This window comes from Kolteria novifilia (genome assembly GCA_007748055.1).
Taxonomy (GTDB): domain Bacteria; phylum Planctomycetota; class Planctomycetia; order Kolteriales; family Kolteriaceae; genus Kolteria; species Kolteria novifilia.
On the sequence record CP036279.1, the window covers coordinates 2,446,237 to 2,468,201 of the forward strand.

The 21,965-nt window shown below is 59.5% G+C and carries 15 protein-coding genes, 1 pseudogene and 1 CRISPR repeat array; of the genes and pseudogenes, 13 read left to right on the forward strand and 3 right to left on the reverse strand.

Translation table 11 applies throughout. The features are described from left to right. Window positions 1-165: 165 nt before the first annotated feature. The 3 genes from argS to Pan216_RS09020 all read right to left on the reverse strand — a co-directional run bounded on the left by argS (window position 166) and on the right by Pan216_RS09020 (window position 4,581). Window positions 166-1,923, reverse strand: coding sequence for an arginine--tRNA ligase (gene argS / locus Pan216_RS09010; protein WP_145257673.1), 1,758 nt, complete (start codon window positions 1,921-1,923; stop codon window positions 166-168). 1,009 nt (window positions 1,924-2,932) lie between these two features. Continuing rightward, window positions 2,933-3,976 (reverse strand): tyrosine-type recombinase/integrase, encoded by a 1,044-nt coding sequence (locus tag Pan216_RS09015; protein WP_419193436.1) that lies wholly within the window; start codon window positions 3,974-3,976, stop codon window positions 2,933-2,935. Window positions 3,977-4,137: 161 nt separating this feature from the next. Beyond that, window positions 4,138-4,581: a helix-turn-helix domain-containing protein gene (locus Pan216_RS09020; RefSeq protein WP_145257675.1), complete on the reverse strand. Its 444-nt coding sequence runs from the start codon at window positions 4,579-4,581 to the stop codon at window positions 4,138-4,140. Between the two features lie 1,334 nt (window positions 4,582-5,915). On the opposite strand from Pan216_RS09020, the gene Pan216_RS09025 reads away from it, so the two are divergent. The 13 genes and pseudogenes from Pan216_RS09025 (at window position 5,916) to Pan216_RS09080 (ending at window position 21,965) form a co-directional block, all read left to right on the forward strand. Continuing rightward, on the forward strand, window positions 5,916-6,971 hold the full coding sequence (locus Pan216_RS09025; RefSeq protein WP_145257676.1) for a helix-turn-helix transcriptional regulator: 1,056 nt from the start codon (window positions 5,916-5,918) through the stop codon (window positions 6,969-6,971). 62 nt (window positions 6,972-7,033) lie between these two features. Next, the gene (gene cas6 / locus Pan216_RS09030; protein ID WP_145257677.1) at window positions 7,034-7,627 is read left to right on the forward strand and encodes a type I-MYXAN CRISPR-associated protein Cas6/Cmx6; all 594 of its coding nucleotides are present in this window, start codon (window positions 7,034-7,036) and stop codon (window positions 7,625-7,627) included. 58 nt (window positions 7,628-7,685) lie between these two features. After that, a pseudogene (locus Pan216_RS28145) lies at window positions 7,686-8,105 on the forward strand (CRISPR-associated endonuclease Cas3''); the annotation flags it as partial. Between the two features lie 57 nt (window positions 8,106-8,162). Beyond that, entirely contained in the window at window positions 8,163-9,995 is a 1,833-nt protein-coding gene (cas3, locus tag Pan216_RS09035) for a CRISPR-associated helicase Cas3' (RefSeq protein ID WP_419193660.1), read from the forward strand. Window positions 9,996-9,998: 3 nt separating this feature from the next. Beyond that, the gene (cmx8, locus tag Pan216_RS09040) at window positions 9,999-11,699 is read left to right on the forward strand and encodes a type I-MYXAN CRISPR-associated protein Cmx8 (RefSeq protein WP_419193437.1); all 1,701 of its coding nucleotides are present in this window, start codon (window positions 9,999-10,001) and stop codon (window positions 11,697-11,699) included. Next, entirely contained in the window at window positions 11,696-12,616 is a 921-nt protein-coding gene (locus Pan216_RS09045) for a type I-B CRISPR-associated protein Cas7/Cst2/DevR (RefSeq protein ID WP_145257680.1), read from the forward strand. The genes cmx8 and Pan216_RS09045 overlap by 4 nt, the downstream gene beginning before the upstream one ends. After that, complete coding sequence (gene cas5 / locus Pan216_RS09050) at window positions 12,616-13,344, forward strand: type I-MYXAN CRISPR-associated protein Cas5/Cmx5/DevS (RefSeq protein WP_419193438.1); 729 nt, start codon at window positions 12,616-12,618, stop codon at window positions 13,342-13,344. The genes Pan216_RS09045 and cas5 overlap by 1 nt, the downstream gene beginning before the upstream one ends. A gap of 60 nt (window positions 13,345-13,404) precedes the next feature. Continuing rightward, complete coding sequence (locus tag Pan216_RS09055) at window positions 13,405-15,066, forward strand: type I-MYXAN CRISPR-associated endonuclease Cas4/Cas1 (RefSeq protein WP_145257682.1); 1,662 nt, start codon at window positions 13,405-13,407, stop codon at window positions 15,064-15,066. A gap of 23 nt (window positions 15,067-15,089) precedes the next feature. Continuing rightward, complete coding sequence (cas2, locus tag Pan216_RS09060) at window positions 15,090-15,389, forward strand: CRISPR-associated endonuclease Cas2 (protein WP_145257683.1); 300 nt, start codon at window positions 15,090-15,092, stop codon at window positions 15,387-15,389. A gap of 259 nt (window positions 15,390-15,648) precedes the next feature. Continuing rightward, window positions 15,649-17,845: direct repeats of the CRISPR family, unit length 36 nt; unit sequence GTGCCGAATCCTCCGATGCCGTCAGGCGTTGAGCAC. A 425-nt stretch (window positions 17,846-18,270) separates the two neighbouring features. After that, entirely contained in the window at window positions 18,271-18,879 is a 609-nt protein-coding gene (gene istA, locus Pan216_RS09065) for an IS21 family transposase (protein WP_145257684.1), read from the forward strand. Between the two features lie 125 nt (window positions 18,880-19,004). Then, window positions 19,005-20,507 (forward strand): IS21 family transposase, encoded by a 1,503-nt coding sequence (gene istA / locus Pan216_RS09070; RefSeq protein ID WP_419193439.1) that lies wholly within the window; start codon window positions 19,005-19,007, stop codon window positions 20,505-20,507. Continuing rightward, a complete protein-coding gene (gene istB / locus Pan216_RS09075; RefSeq protein ID WP_145257685.1) occupies window positions 20,504-21,274 on the forward strand; it encodes an IS21-like element helper ATPase IstB in 771 nt (256 codons plus the stop codon). Before istA (Pan216_RS09070) ends, istB begins: the two co-directional genes overlap by 4 nt. Before the next feature lie 484 nt (window positions 21,275-21,758). Beyond that, window positions 21,759-21,965, forward strand: coding sequence for a hypothetical protein (locus Pan216_RS09080; RefSeq protein WP_145257686.1), 207 nt, complete (start codon window positions 21,759-21,761; stop codon window positions 21,963-21,965).

A 21,965-nucleotide genomic window follows, 5' to 3' on the forward strand; every position in this document is an offset into this window, starting at 1 on the left:
GTTCACTAGGAAGGATTGCCGAGGGGCCGATGTAGGGTGGGTCTTGACCCACCACAACCTCGCGTCAGCCTCCTCCCGGATCACACTACCGTCGATGAACATCTTGGCCGATGGGAGGCTTGGGGGCAATGCCGGATGGGGCGCAAGGTGATCGGACGAGCCTGACTACATCCGCTCGACGGTCTTGATGCCGAGAAGATCGAGGCCGGTGCGAATGGTGCGGGCAGTCAGCTCGCAGAGAGCGAGCCGGCTGGCACGAAGCGACTCCGAGGGAGCTTTCAACACCGGGCAGTCGCGGAAGAAGCCGTTGTACGCGTTGGCTAGGTCGAAGAGATACGTCGTCAGCATGTTCGGCTTAAAGTCGCCGGCAGCTTGCTGGAGTGACTCCGGAAACTGTAGCAGTATCAACGCAAGGGCTCGCTCGGACGGATGATCGAGGACGATCTCCGGGAGAGTCGCGAAAAAGGTGGCGGGATCGATCTCGCCCCGGCGGAAGATGCTCCGGTTACGAGCGTAGACGTACTGAAGGTACGTCGCGGTGTTGCCGTTGAGCGAGATCATCTTGTCCCAGTCAAAGATGTAGTCGCTGATTCGATTCTGGGAGAGATCGGCGTACTTGATCGCCCCGATGCCGACGACCTCGGCGACTTGCTGACGCTCCTCCTCGGAAAGGTCGGGCGAGATCTCGTCGACGGATGCCTTGGCTCGGGTGATGCCTTCGTCGAGGAGCATCTCCAAACCGACGGTGCCGCCTTGACGCGTCTTGTAGGGCTTGCCGTCCTTGCCGGTGATCTTGCCGAAGGCGACGTGCTCGAACTGAACGTCGGTGTAGCCCCACTTCTCGGCAACTTCGAAGAGTTGCTGGAAGTGAAGCGATTGGCGGTCATCGACGACATAGACGATCACGTCGGGCTGGAATTCCTCCACTCGGTAGCGAATCGACGCGAGGTCGGTCGTGGCGTACGTGAAGGCACCGTCGGCCTTGCGAACGATCATCGGGGCGAAACGCTGGATCACGTTGTCGTCGTCGTCGGTTTTGCCCGAGGGATCGGGGAAGAAGACGCAAAGGGCCCCGTCGCTCGGCGTGGCCATTTGCTTTTCTTCGAGCGACTTGGCGGTCTCCGCGAGCATCGGCTGGTAGAAGCTCTCGCCGAGTTCGTGATCGAAGCGGATGTCGAGGCGATCGTAAATTCGGTGCAAGTCTTCCAAGCACCAGGGCATGAACTCTTTCCAGAGAGCGAGGTTCTCCTCGTCGCCCTCGTGGAGCTTGACCGTCTCGTCACGCGCGGCCCGAGCGACGACCGGGTCGTTCTCGCCGAGTTCGTTGACGTGGCGGTAGAGCCGAGCCAGTTCGGCGAGCGGGTTCTCCTTCGCCTTGGCGTCGTCGCGATAGTGGCGCCAGCCGTGGATCAGCATCCCGAATTGGGTGCCCCAATCGCCGAGGTGGTTGTCGGAGATGACGTTCCAGCCAAGGGCCCGATGAATGCGGGCGAGGGCGTCGCCGATGATCGTGCTGCGCAGGTGGCCGACGTGCATCGGCTTGGCGACGTTGGGCGAGGAGTAGTCGATGACCATCGTCGGTGCTGGACCACTCGTCGCGGGGAGCAAGGAATCCGAACCGAGCAGGGTGCCCAGTTCGCCGACGAGGGCATCGCTCGTCAGACACAAGTTGATGAAGCCCGGACCGGCGATCTCGATCGACTCGAAGATCGACTGGTCGGGAAGGTTGTCGATGATTTTCTGGGCGATCTCGCGCGGATTGCCCCCCAGTTCCTTGCGTAGCGGCATGGCGCAGTTGGCTTGGTAATCGCCAAACTTGGGATCCTGGGCGGGACGAACGTGAAGGGCGTAGTCTTCAGGACGTTCGGTCAACGGGCGTAGCGCGTCCGCAAAGAGGGCGCGGAGATGATCGAGAACATTCATGACGTGCGTTTTAGCGATCCGTTGTCAGTTCGAACAGGAGCGAGGTTGGAGAAGGGAGAGGCGGAGTTCTGAAGAGCCCCTCCTTCTCCCCCTTGGACAAGGGGGAGCGGTCGGAATGCCCCTTGGGAAGAGGTTGAGCGGTCGGGATGCCCCTTGGGAAGAGGGGGAGCGGTCGGAATGCCCCTTGGGAAGAAGTTGAGCGGTCGGAATGTCCCTTGGGAAGAGGGGGAGCGGTCGGAGGAGCGGATGGGTGGCCCAGATTGCTTGCCAATCTGGGTTCGCGAAGCGAACAAGAGGCCGCTTTTGAAGAGGGTTCGCCCCTCCGTCCGATGATCACTGGGTTCTGGGGCTCTTGTGGCTGCGCCACCTCGGTTGGCAAGCAACCGAGGCCACCCGGGGACGTTGTTGGCTCACTGAAGAGCCCCTCCTTCTCCCCCTTGGACAAGGTTGAGCGTGAGCGGTCGGAATGCCCCTTGGGACAAGGTTGAGCGGTCGGGATGCCCCTTGGGAAGAGGGGGAGCGGTCGGAGGAGCGGATGGGTGGCCCAGATTGCTTGCCAATCTGGGTTCGCGAAGCGAACAAGAGGCCGCTTTTGAAGAGGGTTCGCCCCGCCGTCCGATGATCACTGGGTTCTGGGGCTCTTGTGTTGTGGCTGCGCCACCTCGGTTAGCATGCAACCGAGGCCACCCGGGGACGTTGTTGGCTCACTGAAGACCCCCTCCTTCTCCGTTTTTGCCTCGCCTTGCTTCGCAACTTGCTTTCGCCAAATGGGTTGCGGCGACGCTCTTGATTGTCACAGTCGACTGTGACAAGACTGTGGCAATCAACCCGTACGGGACCGCAGCCTTGAGGAGCCATCCTTCCCTCCACGAGGATGTTCCTTCCCCTCCAACAGCTCGGTTCTGCCGCATTGGTCTCGACGTCGATCTCGAACTCCTTACGCCGGTCATCGTGTTGCCTTGGCGACCTCCTCTTCTTCACACCACAACTCCCGCCGGTGACGACCAAGTCACCGACTCAAGAGGAAGTTGACTCGTTGCATGTGCTTTTGGCTCTCCTGGTCGTGGAGATGGTAGTAGCGGGCCACCATCTCGCTGGAGCAGTGTCCAAGCCATTGCTGGACCACAGGTTCGGGAACTCCCTGGTTCGCGCACTGCGAACAGAAGGCGTGACGGAAGCTGTGGAGCCGTCCATTGATGAAACCGCTCGTGTCGGGCGGTGATGGGAACCGCTCGGCCAGCGGCGTCAACACCTCTCGCACGAGAATGTTGCGCACCGTGTCGGACTTGAGGCACCCTCCCCGCGGTCCATGAAAGACCAATCCGTCCTCTCCCGATCGCAATCGCTCGAGGATCGGACGAAGTTCCCGATGGATCGGAAAGCTGCGACTCCGACCCGTCTTGGTCGTTCGCGCCACCTTGTTACCGACACGACGATGGCGGCTCTCGTCGACCAGTAGAATCCTGTTCCCGTCGAGATCGACATCGGCATGGCGAAGATTGGCGAGTTCCGAGATCCGCATTCCGGTACACACCAACGCGACGACGACGTCGCCCAGCCATCGAAGCTTTGGCCGCTGCCGACAGTGATCGACGATGGCGACGATCTCCTCGGAGGTGTAGCAGTACGTCGTCGATTCCACGCACTTCTTCATGGGAATCGTGAGCAGAGAGGTCTTCGGCAACTTGTCGTGCTTGACCAACCAGCGATTCGCCTGCATGATGACCCTGACCTCGTAGCACTGGGTGCTGTACCCATACTTGTCGGTGTGACTGTCAAGCCAATCAATGTAGGCCTCTACCGTTGATTCCGTCACGGCGTTCCACGTCGTTACGCCACGACCCTTGGCGAACGAAAGGAATTTGTCGAGGACGGAGTTATAACGTTTCACAGTCTTAGGTTTGACGCCGCCAATGCTTGTGGGTCGAACCAGGTAATTGAGGTATGCGTCGCGACCATCTTCGAGTCCGACGGTCTCGGCCGGCTGTTCTCGGAGAATGGCTCGATCCGCGAGACCGTGTTCGACGGCCATCAATGCGTCGAGCTGCTTCAATCGTTCGATCGCCTCGTGGTGGTCCCGCGTCTGGAGCGAGTGGCGACCGACCTTGGGCTTGTTGGAACGCCCGTCTGCCTGGTAGACGCCATCTCGAGGTGACAGCAACCAGCTGAAGTACTGACAGCGAACGCGTTCGCTTTTTCTCTTCTTTGGAATGGCTAGTCCTCCAAATGCATCGACCGACTCGTCATCCAGCGCGCAGGCGGACCCGGGATAGGCTTCGCGCCGTCCCCGGAACGGGGCGTCGGTTGCTTGGTTTCGATTGATTGTTGATGTTGGTCATTGACAGGTTCGACGGAGTTGACCGACGAACGAAACTGAACGACGTCGATCCGCCAATGCTTGCGTTTGCCCCCCGGTTGAATGGCGGGAAGACTTCCGTCCTTGATTCGCCGACGTACCGTCGAAAGGGAAAGGCGGAAGAGTTTCGCGAACTCGGCGGGCGACAGATATCTCTTGATGGTTTCAGGCAGCTCGGGCGGGGCGTCGCTCTCGACCGTGCCGGCTGGAAGAGTTGATTGCTGGAGAGTCGTTCTCTCGCCAGTTCGAGTAGGCGGATTCATGGCGGAGAGGTGGGACATCCCGTCCCTTGTTGCGTCCATCCCTGACTTCCGATCTTCAAAGACAACGTGGCGGCGCCAGCCAAGGCGTCGTATGCGTCTTCATTGTCGGTGGTAAGTCACCGGAGGACTACCGAACTGGACCCGAACTCCACCCGGAGTTGAGAGGTTTCCATGAGATCGCGGTGCCACTTCCTTGGAGGTGAAAACGGATCGTTGGTGGGCCACCACCGAACCGAAGACCGCGGTTGAGCGATCGAATCGTGTCTTCGAGCCTCTTTCGATTGGGACCCGCTGGGAGAGGATCGTCGATTTGGCCTGGCCATCCCTCTTCATCAAATGAGTTGAGGATCAGCTCAATGTTCGTTGGCGGTTCTTTGATCGACACGCGGCGGACCAACTGACCGCCAAACAGAAGCTGCCCCCGCTCGCGGTCCCAGACGGGACGACTCTTCGGTGAAGTGGACCGCCCATCCTCCGATTCGCCGGCAATGTGCAGCATTTCGTTAGCGGTTCTCTCGCTCAAGAGTTCAAGATCACGTGCCAGTTCGAGGACCGCCCGCGTGTACGAGCAGTTTCTCAATTGCATGTAGATTCTCGCCGTACCACCGTTGTCGTAGTGACGGTCGAGTTTTTTGATGTCTCCACCAAGCGACTGTCTCTCCTCTACGGTCAGTACTCGGTTCCACATGCGCAGTGCCGAGTTCGTACTATTCACTTGACTCTCTGCCGTGTTCCAGTCGCGTTGGTATTCCTCAATGAGGCGTTTCTTCTCTTCATCGTCCACCATGATGAAGCTCACTCCCCTCTCTGGAACGCTGGCCCGCGAGACGGCGGCTCGCCTTTGACTCTCGTCCAAACAGAATGCCCGCATGTAGCTTTGAGCGCGAAGTTGTCCGCGACTTCAGTTCATGGACATGGGACCACCCACGTCAAAACGGTCGATAGGACCGTCCGAAAGCCGTCGTGCTCCTGCAGATGCAATGTCGATAAAGGCTAAGCCCCTCGCTCTCAAGTATCTTGCCACGTTTTTGGCCGAAATTTAGCTCTCCCTTCGGCAAGTACTATTCTCCCCGACGAAGCGAACGGTCCGATCGCAGCACGTCCTCCACGCGCGATGACGAACAGCAGCCCCGCGAGTCAGTTCAATTGGTCCGACGATCACGCCGGTCGCTCTTGGAACCTTTCGAGCCGCGAATTCAGCCGAAACGTTGTCGCTTTCGAAACGCTGCTCTCAAGACGACAGGACAGTGAACATCTGTTCGGTTGGACCAGATTCGTCCCGCACTTCCCTACCAATTCCCATGGAGAGCAACGGGGAACTGGACTATCGTAGCCATTCCTTGCACCTCGGGCCTGATTCTCCCTGAAACGGGATGGAAAGTGTGCGTCACGCGAAAGTCGTCCGCCAATGGACGCTGTTGACATTGCTGTCACGTCGACGAGTGGGCGTCTCGGTCCGTGAGGCAGCCACCGAGTTGGCCGTGGGCGACAAGACCATTCGACGCGACCTCGCTGTTCTGCTCAAAGCCGGTTTTCCCATCACGGAGTCGACCGGAAAGTTCAACCGGAAGCGCTGGCGGATCTCGACATCAGAAGAGTATCCAGCGATTTCGCTTCAGTTCGACGAGGCACTGGCCCTCTACCTAGGCCGGCACAGCTTGCAGCCTCTCGCGGGGACGTATTTCTGGGACGCAACCCAACGAGCCTTTCGAAAACTGAGGGCCAGCCTGACCGATGACGTCGTCGAGCATCTCGACCGATTGGCTCCCCGTCTTCATCACGTCCTGCCTGGAGCAAGCGACTACTCGGATAAGGCAAACCTCATCGACGATCTGCTCGTTGCTGTTGAAGATTGCCGTCAGGTGCTCATCGACTACCAGTCGCTCCGCGCTACCGAACCCGTCACCTACGCAGTGAACCCTCTTGGGATCACTTTTCACCAAGGCTCACTCTACCTGATCGCTCACTCGCTTGATCACAAGGAGATTCGGACCTTCAAGGTCGATCGAGTCGGTTCGGTGGAGCGGACGGACCTGCCTTTTCCTCGCCCGGACGACTTCAATCTTGAGCGGTTCTACGAGAAGACGTTCGGTGTCTTCCGAGGCAAATCGGAAGTGACGGTTGTCGTTCGGTTCACTGGATGGGCCGCCCGGCACGTGATCGAGCGGACTTGGCCCTCCTGCCGCGACATCGGGCGACGAGCGGACGGCTCGGTAGTCGCGACGTTTGTCGTCAACGCGACCGAAGAACTCAAGACCTGGATTCTTGGATTCGGCGCCAACGCCCGAGTCTCATCGCCAGCCAACTTCCGTGAGGACGTTTCAAATGAGTTGGCGGCAGCGCTCAATGGTTACCAAACGTTCGACGATCCGGGAGACTCTCGGACAGCGCGACACCGTTCGGGGAAAACTTTTGGCCAAGAGCCGTGAATCCCGGCGCGGACCGAAGAACACTCGTCGTTCTCCGCAACACGAGACAAGGAAAGCCAGACATGCTTGACCTCTCCTTCCGTTTGAGATCCGAATCGGCCATCGCGGCCGACCACGGGTACCTCCTCTACAGCGCCTTGTCGACGCTGGTGCCGAGGCTACATCAGGGCAACGGCATAGGCGTCCACCCGATTGCTGGACGACAGAATGGCGATCGCAACCTGCAGTTGCAGTCCTGGAGCCGAATGACGATCCGCACTCCGGAGACCGGCATCGGGGAACTCGTCGGTCTCGCCGGCAAGTCGTTGAAAGTCGGCGGCCAATCGTTGGGAATCGGAATCCCCGAGGTTTGGCCTCTCGTCCCCGCCACCTCCCTCCGGGCACGCTTGGTGACCATCAAGGGCTTCTTGGACGCTGACGCCTTTCTAGAAGCCGCCAGACGACAACTCGCGGACCTTGGTATCTCGAATGAGACGATCGCCACCGTCACCCGACGGCGCACGCTTCGGATCAAGGACAAGGAGATCGTCGGCTTCGAGTTGCTCGTCGAGGCGCTCTCCGCGGAGGAGTCCATCAAGATTCAAGAACAGGGAGTCGGCGGGCGCCGCCACATGGGCTGCGGGATTTTCGTTCCGATGGTGCCGAGGAGTGCTTGAGGTCGGTCTCCCAACACAGCTTCTCCTTGATCAGGGACACTCGTAGAGGTGGGAAACGATGAGTGAATTGCTGGCCAAGTCCCTTAAGAGGGAGCTTCCTCGGCTAACGCTGACACAACACACCTTGGAAGTGATACGTGCGGGAGAGTATCTCTTTGGCACGATCGGCGCGCCGACGCGACTTGGTGCCTGTTGGCTGAGATTCTTCCGACTTGACGTGGACCGCGTCATTGACCTCTTCGCGAAGACTCTCCGTGCGGCAGCCGCGTTTCACGATCTCGGAAAAGCGAATGATGGCTTCCAAGATGCCGTGCAGGGTCTTGGTGAACAAGCGATCCGCCACGAACACTTTAGCGCCTTGTTGATGTCACATCGGCCGACATGGGATTGGCTGTCAGGACACTCAGGAGTGGATTGGGAAGTCGCCCTCTCGGCTGTCCTGACCCACCACATTAAAGCCACAGAGTGGAAAACAATCCCTTCCCTGTCGGAAACCCGCAAGTGGATTCGACTGCTCACAGGGAAAGAGTTCGGCTTGCTCAAAGGCACAATCGCCCATCATCTCGGCCTCGGAGGCGCCTGGCCCGATCTCCCCGAACAGTGGTCATTCTCACACGGAGGAAAGGGAGAGTCGATCCGATCCCAGACCCGTCGACTCAAGGACATGCTTGAAGAGTTTGACGATGAGTGCTCGGACGATCGCCGTCGTCTCCTCTGGTCGATTCGAGCAGGTTTGATCGCTTCCGACGCCGCGGCTTCGGGGCTCTTCCGAACGGGCCATGATCTGCGGTCCTGGCTGAACGAGCGATTCGTCACCATGCCGGATTGTGATCCTCCGTTCGTCCGCGAAAAGATCATCCAGAAACGCATCGACGAAGTTGGCGCGAACTGGAAAGGATGGCACTCTTTCCAGGACGCTGCCGCGGAACAGCCGTCGCGGACGCTGCTGCTTGCTCCGTGCGGTGCCGGAAAGACGCTCGCTGCTTGGCGGTGGATTGAGACACAAACTCGTCGCCGAACAGTGAAGCGAGTGATCTTTCTCTACCCGACTAGGGCAACGGCTACAGAAGGATTCAAAGACTACGTCTCTTGGGCACCGGACGGCACGCTCATTCACGGAACCGCGCAATACGAACTCGACGGCATGTTCGAGACACCAGACGAGCGGGGAATGCGGGACTACGGTCCCGATCCGCGACTATTCGCCCTGGGATTCTGGAGCAAAAGAGTCTTCGCCGGGACCGTCGATCAGTTCCTTGCGTTCCTCCACCACCGCTACGGTTCGACGTGCCTTCTCCCCGTCCTCGTTGACTCGGTCCTGGTCATCGACGAAGTCCACAGCTTTGACGACAACATGTTCAGCTCGCTCAAGCGGTTTCTCAGGGAACTCGATGTTCCCGTCCTGTGCATGACGGCCACGCTGTCGCAAGCGAGACAAGGAGAACTTTGCGAATTGAACGTGGTTCCAATGAGAAGGTACGGCGATCGACCTCCAGAGGATCTTCAACGGATCGCGGAAGCTCCACGCTACCGTGTGCAACTTCTGCCTGATGCCAACGCCCCGGAAGAAGTTGTCTTGAAGGCTCTCGGCGAGGATAAACGCGTTCTCTGGGTCGTTAACAAAGTGAATGTCGCCCAGAACATAGCTCGTCGGTTCGAGGGTTTGGTCTCATGCGATACCGAACGCGTCTTTTGCTATCACTCACGTTTCAAGCTCAATGATCGCAAGGAACGTCATCGGGAAGTAGTTGCAGCCTTCGAGCCAACAAGAGGGGAAATGACCCGGGGTGTCTTGGCAATCTCGACGCAGGTCTGCGAGATGAGTCTCGATCTTGACGCGGACGTGCTGATTTCTGAGAAGGCACCGATCACTTCCCTGATCCAGCGAATGGGTCGCTGCAATCGGAAACGTGGAATCCCGGGGAATCTGGGAGGCGTCTACGTCTATCCGCCTGCTGACAGCGAACGCCCCTACACGAAAGACGATCTGACGGGCGTCGACGAGTTTCTGGCCGACATTGGCGGCTCGGAATCGATCAATCAGAGTGACCTCGAAACAGCGCTCCACCGACATGGTCATCAGCCACCCAAGGGAGACCGCATGGTGCCGTTCTTCGACAGTGGGCCGTTCGCCGACAGCGGTGACGAGTTTCGTGAGATGGAGGATTTTACGCTTCAGGGAATCCTTGATGAGCAGGAGTACCTGGAGACCGAGCCGAGCGTCCGTCCAGGGCTCGTTGTCCCGGTGCCCAAGAGGCTGATCGAACAATTCCAGGGCTCTCGACAGGAAACGAGGCGATTGGTCATTGCCAAGAGCGGCCACTATCACCCCGCTTGGGGACTTTGCGATGATGAGATCGGAGGTTAAATCGTGCCCAAGCTGAAGGATCCAGAGTCGATCGATCTCCACTACTACCTGCACGATCTGCCGACGGCTCAGCACAAGGCCGGTCTCGCCGGCCTGGTGTTGGCGATCCGTTCTCTCGAAGAACGCTCCGCGAAAGAGCCCGAGATCATTCGGCCCGAGTCGGTTCCGTCGATTCAGCATCTGGACAATAACAGCCTGAGTGTTCAGTTCACGGAACGGTCAATTCGGGGATTGTTCGACGACCTCTATGATGCCAGCTGGGAGAAGACTTCTTCGCCCCAAAAACGGCCAAAGACAGCCCCGATAGATGTGATCGAGAGGAGTGAAGAATCTTCCGTTGGGCCGGGACAGATCAAACAAGTCAAGCTTTACGTCTACGAAGACGTTCGCCCGAGAGGAACGATTCTCGAGCCGCTGCTACCAGAAGGTTGGCTCGAACTTTGGCGAGACATGATCTGGCAGATACCACGAGAGAAAGCGACCACGCGTAAACCCTACGAACAGCGTGCGAACGGCCAGCCATGCGGGGAGGGGCTTCAAACTTGGAAGGGTGTTGTCAAGTTCGACAAGGCTTTGAAGAAGAATGAGTTTGCCACCGGTCCGGTGGCGGGTTCGCTGCTCCTCGGGGCCCAGGCCTCGAATGCCGAAGGAGTTCCCTTTGTCGGCAGGCTTGACCAGAACTTGCTTCTTCACTTCTGGTCTCTAGTTGTGATGATCTCCATTCCGCGACAGATCGATCATGATGGGAAAATGACCCAAGTCGGATTCGTGATTGCCATTCCGGAAGTCTCTCGTCTCGAGCGATTCTGCAATAAGCTTGCCAGAGTTTTCCATTCACTCGGTGAGAAGCAACCGGATCATCGTCGTCCCACACGAGCCTTCATTGACGTTCCCGCCCAAGGGGCCCTTCAGTTTGTCGACTCGGTGTCAGCCATGAAGTCGGCCCAGGAAGAGGAAGGATCATGGACGGTGAATGCCGTCGATTTCTGTCACTTCGAGAAGAAGGGGCACAACCTCAAGCTTCTTTCCTCCGGCCGCGTCTTCCCCGATCAACAACTCCTCGAAGACTACCGCGACATTGTCGGCCGTCCGAATGCCTCCAAGTCCTATCAGAATCCTTTGTTTCGCGCTGCCTTGATGCTCGCGCTATTTGAGCGAAAACCATGGTGGAGCGAATTGGCAAACCTCTTCACTCGCCGCGACTGGAGGTTCTTTGTCAGTGCCGCCGACACGAAGAGTGACGCGCCCGCTATCGCCAGACTACGCTGGTTCTGGCTCGACATGACCAACAAGTTCAGAAATGAAGAGGAGAAACGAACAAACATGCCACCTGATGAAGCCACCAATTCAACACAACGTCTCCCCGAGATCGTAAAGCGACTCGTCGCCACGTATGTTTGGGCGAGAGCCAAGGAACGTTCCAAGGACGATCCCAAGAAGCTTGCCACCGAGCGGGAACATGTGGCCCAATCACTCTTCCTTGAGTTTCGGTCACGCCGCGACCAAGAGTTCGTCGATCACTTCGCCGGTACCTTCTTCGCTGTGGGCCAATGGTTTGAACGCAGTAGCAACGACTTCGAGGTCCTATCGACTTGTTTGATCGATCGCAATGCCGATCGGCGCGCGGACCTAAAAACACTCACCTTGGCTGCCTTGTCGGCGGCGTCCTACACACCCAAAGAGCAGAATGGAGACCAATCTTGAACCTCTTCGCCACCATCTTGACCCATCCCGCTCCGTCGGCCAATTACCGAGGAGAGAGTGAACTCAATCGAAGCGTCATTCAGAAGGTCACCGACGGCCGATTCGACTATCCGATCATCTCGCCCGAAGCGATGCGGAATGCATTGCGTGAGATGTTGGCCGGCTACGGACTCGAATGTAATCGCATGCGGCTGCCGGACGAGGAGCAACTCGCAGTCCGTTTTCAGGATCTTCCGAACCCCGACAAGTACATCGATGATTTTCTGTTCGGATATCTCGTCGCGGCGGGTGACAAAGACAGGAAGAAATACCGAGAGAAGATCGAGAAGGATCGGGGCAAGGACGCAGCCAAATCGTTCCAGTTCAAACGCGACTCTGTCTTGCGCATGAATCTTGCCAAGGCGCTCGAACCGTATCGACACAACGCCGTGTTCACGCAATCTCCTCTGGCGGTGGATAGCCCCTATAAGAATGCAGACAAATCCGCTCTCCTTCACCGAGAAACCTGCGTGACGGCGTTTCAATATCCCTTCGCGCTTGCGGGCAACGATTGCAAAGAAAAGCCCGATTGGACGCGCAAGCTGCTCCGAGCGATTTCCGAACTGGGCGGCGTCGCCGGCAACCACGCACGCAGCTACTTCGAAATGGCGCCCGCGAGCATCGTGGTCCGTCTCACCGACTCCCTCGTGGCGGGTTTTCGGACCTACTGCTTCCGACCCGACGGTCATCCACATCTCATTGACGACATCTTGCACGATGACTATCCCGGCAGCGAGTTTGTCCTCGGAGGCGAACTCGTCAAACGCGACTTGTCCGAGGATGTGCAGCAGGGACTCCGCGACAAAGGGGTGACACTTCTCCGTGACCCTCGCAAGCTTCTGGAAATGGTTGCCGAAAGATTCCTTGGAGAACTGTAGTGCTTTACCTCTACGTCGAAGCTCCCTTTGCGGTCTTTCGTACCTTCACGGCGGGTTGGTATCGCCCAACCGCGACATTTGTGACCCCATCCGCTGCGTACGGCCTCATCTTGAATGTGGCCGGTATCGAGTCGCGCCTGCTCGAAGGTGACAAAGAACACGACGGCCGAACTCCCGCGAGCTACATGGGCTCAGGCCTTCCCTCGTTCCACCTCGCTCTGGGGCTCCCTGAAGATCGCTTTCCACGTCTTCAATCGCTTTATCAGCAGCTTCACAACTACCCGGTTGGCCAGTCAGGAAAGGACAGGGCGAGCGACTGTCATGGCAACAAATACAATATTACTCCGGTTCGCCGCGAGTTCCTCTCCGACCTGCAGGCCATCATCGCCCTCGATGCTCCAGGTAATCTCCAGCGCGATGTCCGACGGGGGCTAAGTGGGCAGTCCTCGCCCGCTCGCTACGGAATCCCGTTCCTCGGAGACAATGCATTCTTGATCGATCGACTTGAGGAGATTCCCGATCTCCGAGATCGTTTCACATCTATCCAGTGGTACCAGACAATTGACAAGGAAGACGGAAGCGCTCACACACGCGCCACTCGGCTCACGATCGCCATCGATCGAGCCAACTTGGCAAACACGAAATCCGCGTTGTTTGCTCCGTCAACTGCGTCCGATGCGGAGACCATTCCGGAATCCGCCTGGATTCACGTGGGACCAAGGAAATGACGCGAACCAGGTCGGCTTGAGGTGACTGTACTTCGAAACCCAATGTTGCGGGGTATTGCGATGCCAGGATCTCTACTTGAAACGGCGGAGCCACTTCTCCGCGTCATGTCACTGCATGCCCTCGGCTATTGCGAGCGGCTGTTCTACTTGGAGGAAGTCGAGGAAATCCGCGTCGCCGATGCTCGCGTCTACGCGGGCCGGGAGCTTCATACGGCACTCGCCGATGATGACCCGGAAGGCGATTGGCAACGACACGAGTTAACAAGCGAACGACTCGGTCTCACCGGGAAGGTCGATTGCCTTCGGCGCCGCGATGGTGTCTACATCCCCTACGAGCACAAGAGGGGACGAGCGGCAAAGAACGAGGACGGTTCGTACGGTGCATGGCTCAGTGATCGACTGCAAATCATCGCCTACGCCATCTTGCTCGAAGAGACGCTCGAAGCCAGCATCCCCGAGGGCCGTATCCGCTATCATGCCACCAACGTCACGGTTCGCGTCCCCATTGACCAAGCTGCTCGCAAATCCCTCGATGGGGCAATCGCCCGGGCAAGGTCTCTCCGGCAATCGGTTGAACGTCCTCCGATCACCGAGAACGAACGCCTCTGTACCCACTGTTCCCTGGCCCCCGTCTGCTTGCCGGAAGAAGTTCGGCACCACGAGGAGCCGGAACGTCGGCTGAACCGTCTCTTTCCTCCCGACCGGGACGGTGCGACGCTGCACGTTCTTTCGAGCGGAACGCGGGTCGGTCGGTCCAGTGAAAGCCTCGTCGTCACGCCCAAGGAAGGCCCCGCGAAGAAGTATCCGGTCCGCGGCGTGGAGTCCGTGATGCTTCACGGCATGAGTCAGATCTCGACCCAAGCCGCACGTCTCTGCGCGGATCATCAGATCGGCATCCACTGGTTGACCGCCGGCGGCAAGCACATCGCGAGCACCGTCCCCACCATCGGACAGGTCCAACGTCGCATCCGCCAATACCGGGCCCTCTCCGACGAGGAGACTTGTCTCAGGCTCGCCAAAAGTCTCACCCGCGCGAAGATCGGCGGCCAACTTGCCTACCTATTGCGGACAACGCGGGGACAACCCGATCAGCGGAAGAGCATGACACAGTCGATCGCGTTCCTGAGGGAATCGCTGGCCTCCCTGAATGGAGCCACCAATCGAGATGCCCTACGCGGCCATGAAGGGGCGGCGGCCGTCCGCTACTTCGAAGGACTTCGTTCGCTCCTCGGAGACCAAGTCCCCGTCGAGTTCCGCTCAGCACGCCGGAGCCGTCGCCCCCCTCTCGATCGCCTCAACGCACTTCTCAGCTTCGGCTACGGTCTTCTCCATACGGCCGTGCTCCAGGCTCTTCTCGCCAGCGGCCTCGAACCGGCCCTCGGCTTCTTCCATACGCCGCGAAGCGCTGCCTATCCGCTCGTCCTGGATCTGATGGAGCTCTTCCGGGTCCCGCTCTGGGATCTGGTCGTCGTCGGCTCGCTAAACCGAGGTCAATGGCAGGTCGATGATGACTTCAACGTGACACCCGCCAAGGTGTGGCTATCCCAAGGAGGCCGAGCAAAGGCCATCGACTTGTTCGAAGCCCGTCTCGCAGCCTGCTGGAAGCACCCCATCCTAGGCTACTCGCTCTCGTACGCCCGCACGATCGAGCTCGAAGCACGTCTTCTCGAGAAAGAATGGACGGGAGAGCCGGGGCTCTTCGCTCGCTCCCGTCTTCGCTAGCCGACCAAGCACGAGGAGCGGCCATGAGCGAATCGAAATGGTGGCTTGTCTGCTACGATGTTCGCGACCCCAAACGCCTTCGCCAATGCGCCAAAGTGATGGAAGGCCACGGCGAACGTGTCCAGTACTCCGTCTTTCGCTGTTGGCTGTCCGCTCGCGAAATGGAAAGACTGCGATGGCGGTTGACAACGATCCTCGAACCCGAGGACGATACGCTATTCATTCCTCTTTGTCCGCGCTGCGTACGGGGAATGAAGGTGACACATTCGGTGACGAAGAGCCCGGAGTGGCCCGAAGAACCGAAGCGTCACGAAATCGTCTGAAGATCGACGACTCAAGCACCGGCGCTTGTTCTACCTCCAAGCCCAATCGTCGCGCCGAAACCGTTGCCCTACAGGACGTTACCGATCTTTGACAACTAAATCATCCTTGAATGTAGGCTAAGTAACGTGCTCTGCTATCTTTCCGGCAAGTCCGCCTCCTCCCGAAACGACCGTTTGAGGAAGTCTCAACGTCCCCTTCGGGAAGAGCTTGAAACCATGGTTCATAACCTCTTATGTGCTATAACGTTACAAAAGGACTGTGCCGAATCCTCCGATGCCGTCAGGCGTTGAGCACGTGATCTCGGCCCCGCACGGGTGGGGCCGTGGGTTGGTGCCGAATCCTCCGATGCCGTCAGGCGTTGAGCACTCATTGCTTTGGCAGCATTCGCCTTGGTCGCTGTCGGTGCCGAATCCTCCGATGCCGTCAGGCGTTGAGCACATGTGATCCAGATCCGACCGTCGCCGTTCTGATGGTCCGTGCCGAATCCTCCGATGCCGTCAGGCGTTGAGCACGTATTGGCCGTAGCCATGATGTGTCCCTTGCAGCTAGTGCCGAATCCTCCGATGCCGTCAGGCGTTGAGCACTTTCATCCCTCTTCCCTCCTCTTGCCCTCTTGCGGGTGCCGAATCCTCCGATGCCGTCAGGCGTTGAGCACTCCTGCCAATTCGTCGAGAACCAGGTGAGCACCTCGGGTGCCGAATCCTCCGATGCCGTCAGGCGTTGAGCACAACTCAAGGCGGCATGCGTCGGGGCCGACAACGACTTGTGCCGAATCCTCCGATGCCGTCAGGCGTTGAGCACTTAATGCTGAGTATCTAGCCAAGAACATGGGGATGTGCCGAATCCTCCGATGCCGTCAGGCGTTGAGCACAACCGGTAGTCGCTGCCGACCGGGTGCTCTTTGCCCCGTGCCGAATCCTCCGATGCCGTCAGGCGTTGAGCACATCAACCGGCACGCCCGCCTGCTTCGGTTGGAGGATGTGCCGAATCCTCCGATGCCGTCAGGCGTTGAGCACTACCCGGTCTGAACCCACTTCGCGCCGGTCGTCAGTGCCGAATCCTCCGATGCCGTCAGGCGTTGAGCACCTTGAGGAACAGGTAAGGCAGTCGCAGTTTGACGGGTGCCGAATCCTCCGATGCCGTCAGGCGTTGAGCACAAGCTCACCGTCCCCGCGATCGCCAAACTCACCGTGCCGAATCCTCCGATGCCGTCAGGCGTTGAGCACTCACTCCAAACGCACCGCAAGGGGAGAATAGACCCGTGCCGAATCCTCCGATGCCGTCAGGCGTTGAGCACGCAATTATTGCTGTCTGGGTGTTGCCTGCGAGGTGTGCCGAATCCTCCGATGCCGTCAGGCGTTGAGCACGGGACGATTGCGTTGGCATCAAAGATGATGTCGAGTGCCGAATCCTCCGATGCCGTCAGGCGTTGAGCACGGGACCCCGGTCGGCTCGACGATGGAGATCAATTTCGTGCCGAATCCTCCGATGCCGTCAGGCGTTGAGCACTCTCCCGCCGAGGGGACGGTCGCCTTGAAGTCGTGTGCCGAATCCTCCGATGCCGTCAGGCGTTGAGCACGTCGATCGTTCGGTTGGCCCGCGAGGTGCTTGGCCCCGTGCCGAATCCTCCGATGCCGTCAGGCGTTGAGCACAGAAACGGGGTGGCGTGGCGCATGGAAAGTCCTCCTCGTGCCGAATCCTCCGATGCCGTCAGGCGTTGAGCACCTTGCGTCGGTGTTCGATCTCCCACAAGTGATCGTTGTGCCGAATCCTCCGATGCCGTCAGGCGTTGAGCACCAGATGGAATCAGCGGCGCTCGGGAACAACCTGAGTCGGGTGCCGAATCCTCCGATGCCGTCAGGCGTTGAGCACTGCGACAAGGGGAAACACCTTCCCAGAAGCCCCTGTGCCGAATCCTCCGATGCCGTCAGGCGTTGAGCACTCGCCAAGACGTTGGAGGCGCCCGGGGATACGCCCTGTGCCGAATCCTCCGATGCCGTCAGGCGTTGAGCACCGACCTCTTACTATCATCCAGTCCTTCGCGGAGGCGTGCCGAATCCTCCGATGCCGTCAGGCGTTGAGCACTGCTCGAGACCGGTTGCAACAAACGTGATCAATCAGTGTGCCGAATCCTCCGATGCCGTCAGGCGTTGAGCACTAAATCTTCCCAGTGTCCGAGAACGGAACACTACCTGTCGTGCCGAATCCTCCGATGCCGTCAGGCGTTGAGCACTGCTCGAGACCGGTTGCAACAAACGTGATCAATCAGTGTGCCGAATCCTCCGATGCCGTCAGGCGTTGAGCACGGGCAGTGATAGGCCAAAACGGTCGCGTGACGGCAACGCGTGCCGAATCCTCCGATGCCGTCAGGCGTTGAGCACCCGACGACACCAACGAGGTTGGGATCACACGGTACGACGTGCCGACTCCTTTGATGCCGTCAGGCGTTGAGCACGAGGACGACCACAGACAAGAGGGATGGGGTTTAAGCTGTTCCAATGGATACTCGGGCTCACTCATGTATCTTGACACAATCGGGCCACAGATTGAAATTGAACGATGCCGAGTTCAATATTGGGGCGAGCAGGATCAAATTGCATCGGCCACTTCTCCGCTGCAAAGTGATGCGAACCAGCCGCAACTCATTCATCACCAACATGTTAGATCGCCACTTCCCCCAACAAGGGATCACGTCCGCTGTCATCCGCAAGCGCGCACGATTCCTTGGTGGCGTTGTCATGTTGACGGCGGTTGAAAATGGCGGCGCTGGGGGTGTGTCGCGGCGGTTGAAAATGGCGGCGCTCATTCACGTCTTGTTGCGACTTGGGAAGATGGGGGCTTTGGTCCCGATCGTTCCGAAGTTCGCAAGGAGGCGGAGGAGTGCGAACCGACATGGAGTGGTGGACGGAAGTGCGCCGGCGGGTCTTGACCGGCGAGTTGAGCAAGCGAGGAGCGTGCCGCGAGTACGACCTCGGTTGGCACACGTTGACGAAGATCCTGGCTCACGCCGAGCCGCCTGGCTATCGGTTGTCGCGGCCTCGCAAGAGGCCCAAGCTCGAACCATTCTTGCCGATCATCCATCGGATCCTGGAGGAGGACGGCAAGCAGCCACCGAAGCAACGCCACACCGCCAAGCGGATCTTCGAGCGGCTACGCGACGAGCACGGCTACGACGGTGGGGAGACGATCGTCAAGGACGCCGTGCGTGCCTGGAGGCAATCGCGGCGGGAAGTCTTCGTGCCGCTTTCGCATCCGCCGGGCGAGGCCCAAGTCGACTTCGGCGAAGCGACGGTCCGTGTGGCGGGCGAGCCGACGAAGGTCGCGCTCTTTGTCATGACGCTGCCTTACTCGGGGGCGATTTTCATCCAGGTCTTCCCGCGCGAATGCACCGAGACCTTCCACGAAGGCCATGTCCGCGCGTTCTCCTTCCTCGGCGGCGTGCCCAAACGGATCAGCTACGACAACTCGGCGATTGTTGACGGCGGTTGAAAATGGCGGCGCTGGGGGTGTGTCGCGGCGGTTGAAAATGGCGGCGCTCATTCACGTCTTGTTGCGATTTGGGAAGATGGGGGCTTTGGTCCCGATCGTTCCGAAGTTCGCAAGGAGGCGGAGGAGTGCGAACCGACATGGAGTGGTGGACGGAAGTGCGCCGGCGGGTCTTGACCGGCGAGTTGAGCAAGCGAGGAGCGTGCCGCGAGTACGACCTCGGTTGGCACACGTTGACGAAGATCCTGGCTCACGCCGAGCCGCCGGGTTATCGGTTGTCGCGGCCTCGCAAGAGGCCCAAGCTCGAACCATTCTTGCCGATCATCCATCGGATCCTGGAGGAGGACGGCAAGCAGCCGCCCAAGCAACGTCACACCGCCAAGCGGATCTTCGAGCGGCTACGCGACGAGCACGGCTACGACGGTGGGGAGACGATCGTCAAGGACGCCGTGCGTGCCTGGAGGCAATCGCGGCGGGAAGTCTTCGTGCCGCTTTCGCATCCGCCGGGCGAGGCCCAAGTCGACTTCGGCGAAGCGACGGTCCGCCTGGCGGGCGAGCCGACGAAGGTCGCGCTCTTTGTCATGACGCTGCCTTACTCGGGGGCGATCTTCATCCAGGCGTTCCCACGCGAATGCACCGAGACCTTCCACGAAGGCCATGTCCGCGCGTTCTCCTTCCTCGGCGGCGTGCCCAAACGGATCAGCTACGACAACTCGGCGATCGCGGTGACGAAGGTCTTTCCCGGCCGTGAGCGGATGCTGACCAAGGAGTTTCTTCGGTTTCGTAGTCACTATCTCTTCCAAGAGCATTTTTGCCTGGTCAGACGCGCGAACGAGAAAGGACACGTCGAACGATTGCTCGGCTTCGCGCGGCGGAACTTCCTGGTCCCGGTTCCCGATGTCACCTCGCTGGCAGTACTCAACGAACGGCTCGTGGTCTCTTGCGAGAAAGACCTGGAGCGCCGCACGCGCGGCAAGTCCTCCTGCAAGCGCGACCTGCTCCTCGATGATCGTGCCGCTTTCCTGCCTCTGCCGAAGCAACGCTTCGAGGCGAGGCGACTGGTCCAGGCCAGTGCCAACAGTGAGTCACTCGTCCGTTTCGATCGCAACGACTACTCGGTGCCGGTGGCCTACGCCCATCGCCGCTTGACGATCGTCGCCACCGTCCTGGAGGTACGACTGATCTTCGAGGACCGCTTGGTGGCCCGGCACGCGCGCTGCTGGGAGCGGGAAAAGACTTGCTATGACCCGGTCCACTACCTCGCCTTGCTCGAAAGCAAGCCGGGCGGGTTCGATGTCGCCCGCCCCTTGGAGGAGTGGTCGTTGCCCGACTGCTTTGGCTTGTTGCGACGCCGTTTGGAGGCCGAGGACGACCGACATGGAACTAGGTCTTACATCCGCGTGCTTCGCCTACTAGAGAAGTTTCCGCTCAAGGAACTGACGGCCGCGGTCGAGCAGGCGTTGGCGATCGACGTCACCGATGCCGAGAGCATCCGCACGATCCTCGACCATCGCGCCGACGAGCCGGTCACCGTCTTCTCGTTGGATGGCCGACCGCACCTCGCGCGAGTGCATGTCCCGACGACCGACGTCGCTTCCTACGGCGTCTTGCTGGGAGGGCAGACACCATGAACAAGACGACGACCAAGAGCACCGTGCTGCTCAAGCATCATCTCAAGGCGCTCAAGCTGCCGACCGTTCACGACGAGTGCGAGCGGATCGCCCGGCGCTGCGCCGCCGACAACGCCGACCACTTGGCGTTCCTCTTGCAGCTTTGCGAACTGGAGCTGATCGAACGCGAACGTCGGGCCGCCGCGAGGCGACTCAAGGCGGCTCGCTTCCCCACCACCAAGACGCTCGAGGAGTTCGACTTCGCCGCCCGCGCGAGCCTCAACAAGCCGTTGGTCCTGGAACTTCTCAAGGGGGACTATCTCGAGCGCCGAGAGAACATCTTGTTGGTCGGACCTTCGGGGACGGGCAAAACGCATCTGGCCACCGCCCTGGGCATGGCCGCCTGCGCCCAGGGACGCAAGGTGCGGTTCGTGCGCGTGACCGAACTGCTCACCCTCTTGCTCGAGGCCCGCGAGGAACGTCAACTCTTGCGGTACCGGCAACAACTTGCCAAGCTGGACCTACTGATCCTGGACGAGTTGGGCTACGTGCCGGCGAGCAAGGCCGGGGCGGAACTCCTCTTCGACGTCATCGCCACCGCCTACGAGAGGTACAGTCTTCTTGTGACCACCAATCTGCCCTTCGAGCACTGGACCGAGGTCCTCGGCAGCGAACGGCTCACCGGAGCCGCTCTCGATCGGCTGACCCATCGCTGCCACATCCTCGAAACCACCGGCGAAAGCTATCGGCTAAAGGACGCCAAACGCCGCCGACAGCGAACCAGCTAACCTAGGAATCAACCGCGACACGATCTCGGCATACGGAGACCTTTTCCCAACCAGGCGCCATCATTTTCGACCGCCCAGCGCAACCATTTTCAACCGCCGTCAACATCCGCAATCGTTCCCGCACAATACCGAGGCTCGCGACATCCTCGATCGGCATCTCTTTAAGGCCTACCCGGAAGAGATTGAGGCGGTCGGGTTCAAGCTTCAGTACGACCAGCCTGTCTGCAACCCCTGGTGGCAGTCGGTTTGGAAACTACTCCGGGCGGATACCAGGATCAGGCTCATCCACCTCAAGCGGAAGAATCTCCTCGCACGGCTCGTCTCCGAGTGCAACGCCCTTCGGACGAATCGCTGGTTCGTCGAAGCCGGGACTCGGCCGCCCGTCCCGCCGCCGGTGACACTCGATCCGCGGGGATGCCGAGAGAGTTTCGAATGGACCAAGCGTCAGGAAAAGCTCGTCGAAGAGTTCTTCAAGGACCACAAGATGATGGACATCGTCTTCGAGGAACTCGTCGCGAATGTGCCGGCGATGCTTGTCAGGATGCAGGAGTACCTTGGTGTTCCAGTGGTTTCGATAGCACCGGGGACGCAGCGGATTGAGAAGCGGCTCCTCTCCGAAGCGATCGTGAACTACGAGGATCTTAAGCGAGCGTTCCAGGGCAGCGAGTGGACGACGTTCTTCGAGGATTAG

Bases quoted from the DNA above. Each gene is read 5' to 3' on its own strand.
- argS (WP_145257673.1), bottom strand. From the start codon at position 1,923: ATGAATGTTCTCGATCATCTCCGCGCCCTCTTTGCGGACGCGCTACGC.
- Pan216_RS09020 (WP_145257675.1), bottom strand. From the start codon at position 4,581: ATGGACGCAACAAGGGACGGGATGTCCCACCTCTCCGCCATGAATCCG.
- Pan216_RS09025 (WP_145257676.1), top strand. From the start codon at position 5,916: ATGGAAAGTGTGCGTCACGCGAAAGTCGTCCGCCAATGGACGCTGTTG.
- cas6 (WP_145257677.1), top strand. From the start codon at position 7,034: ATGCTTGACCTCTCCTTCCGTTTGAGATCCGAATCGGCCATCGCGGCC.
- Pan216_RS09055 (WP_145257682.1), top strand. From the start codon at position 13,405: ATGCCAGGATCTCTACTTGAAACGGCGGAGCCACTTCTCCGCGTCATG.
- cas2 (WP_145257683.1), top strand. From the start codon at position 15,090: ATGAGCGAATCGAAATGGTGGCTTGTCTGCTACGATGTTCGCGACCCC.
- istB (WP_145257685.1), top strand. From the start codon at position 20,504: ATGAACAAGACGACGACCAAGAGCACCGTGCTGCTCAAGCATCATCTC.
- Pan216_RS09080 (WP_145257686.1), top strand. From the start codon at position 21,759: ATGATGGACATCGTCTTCGAGGAACTCGTCGCGAATGTGCCGGCGATG.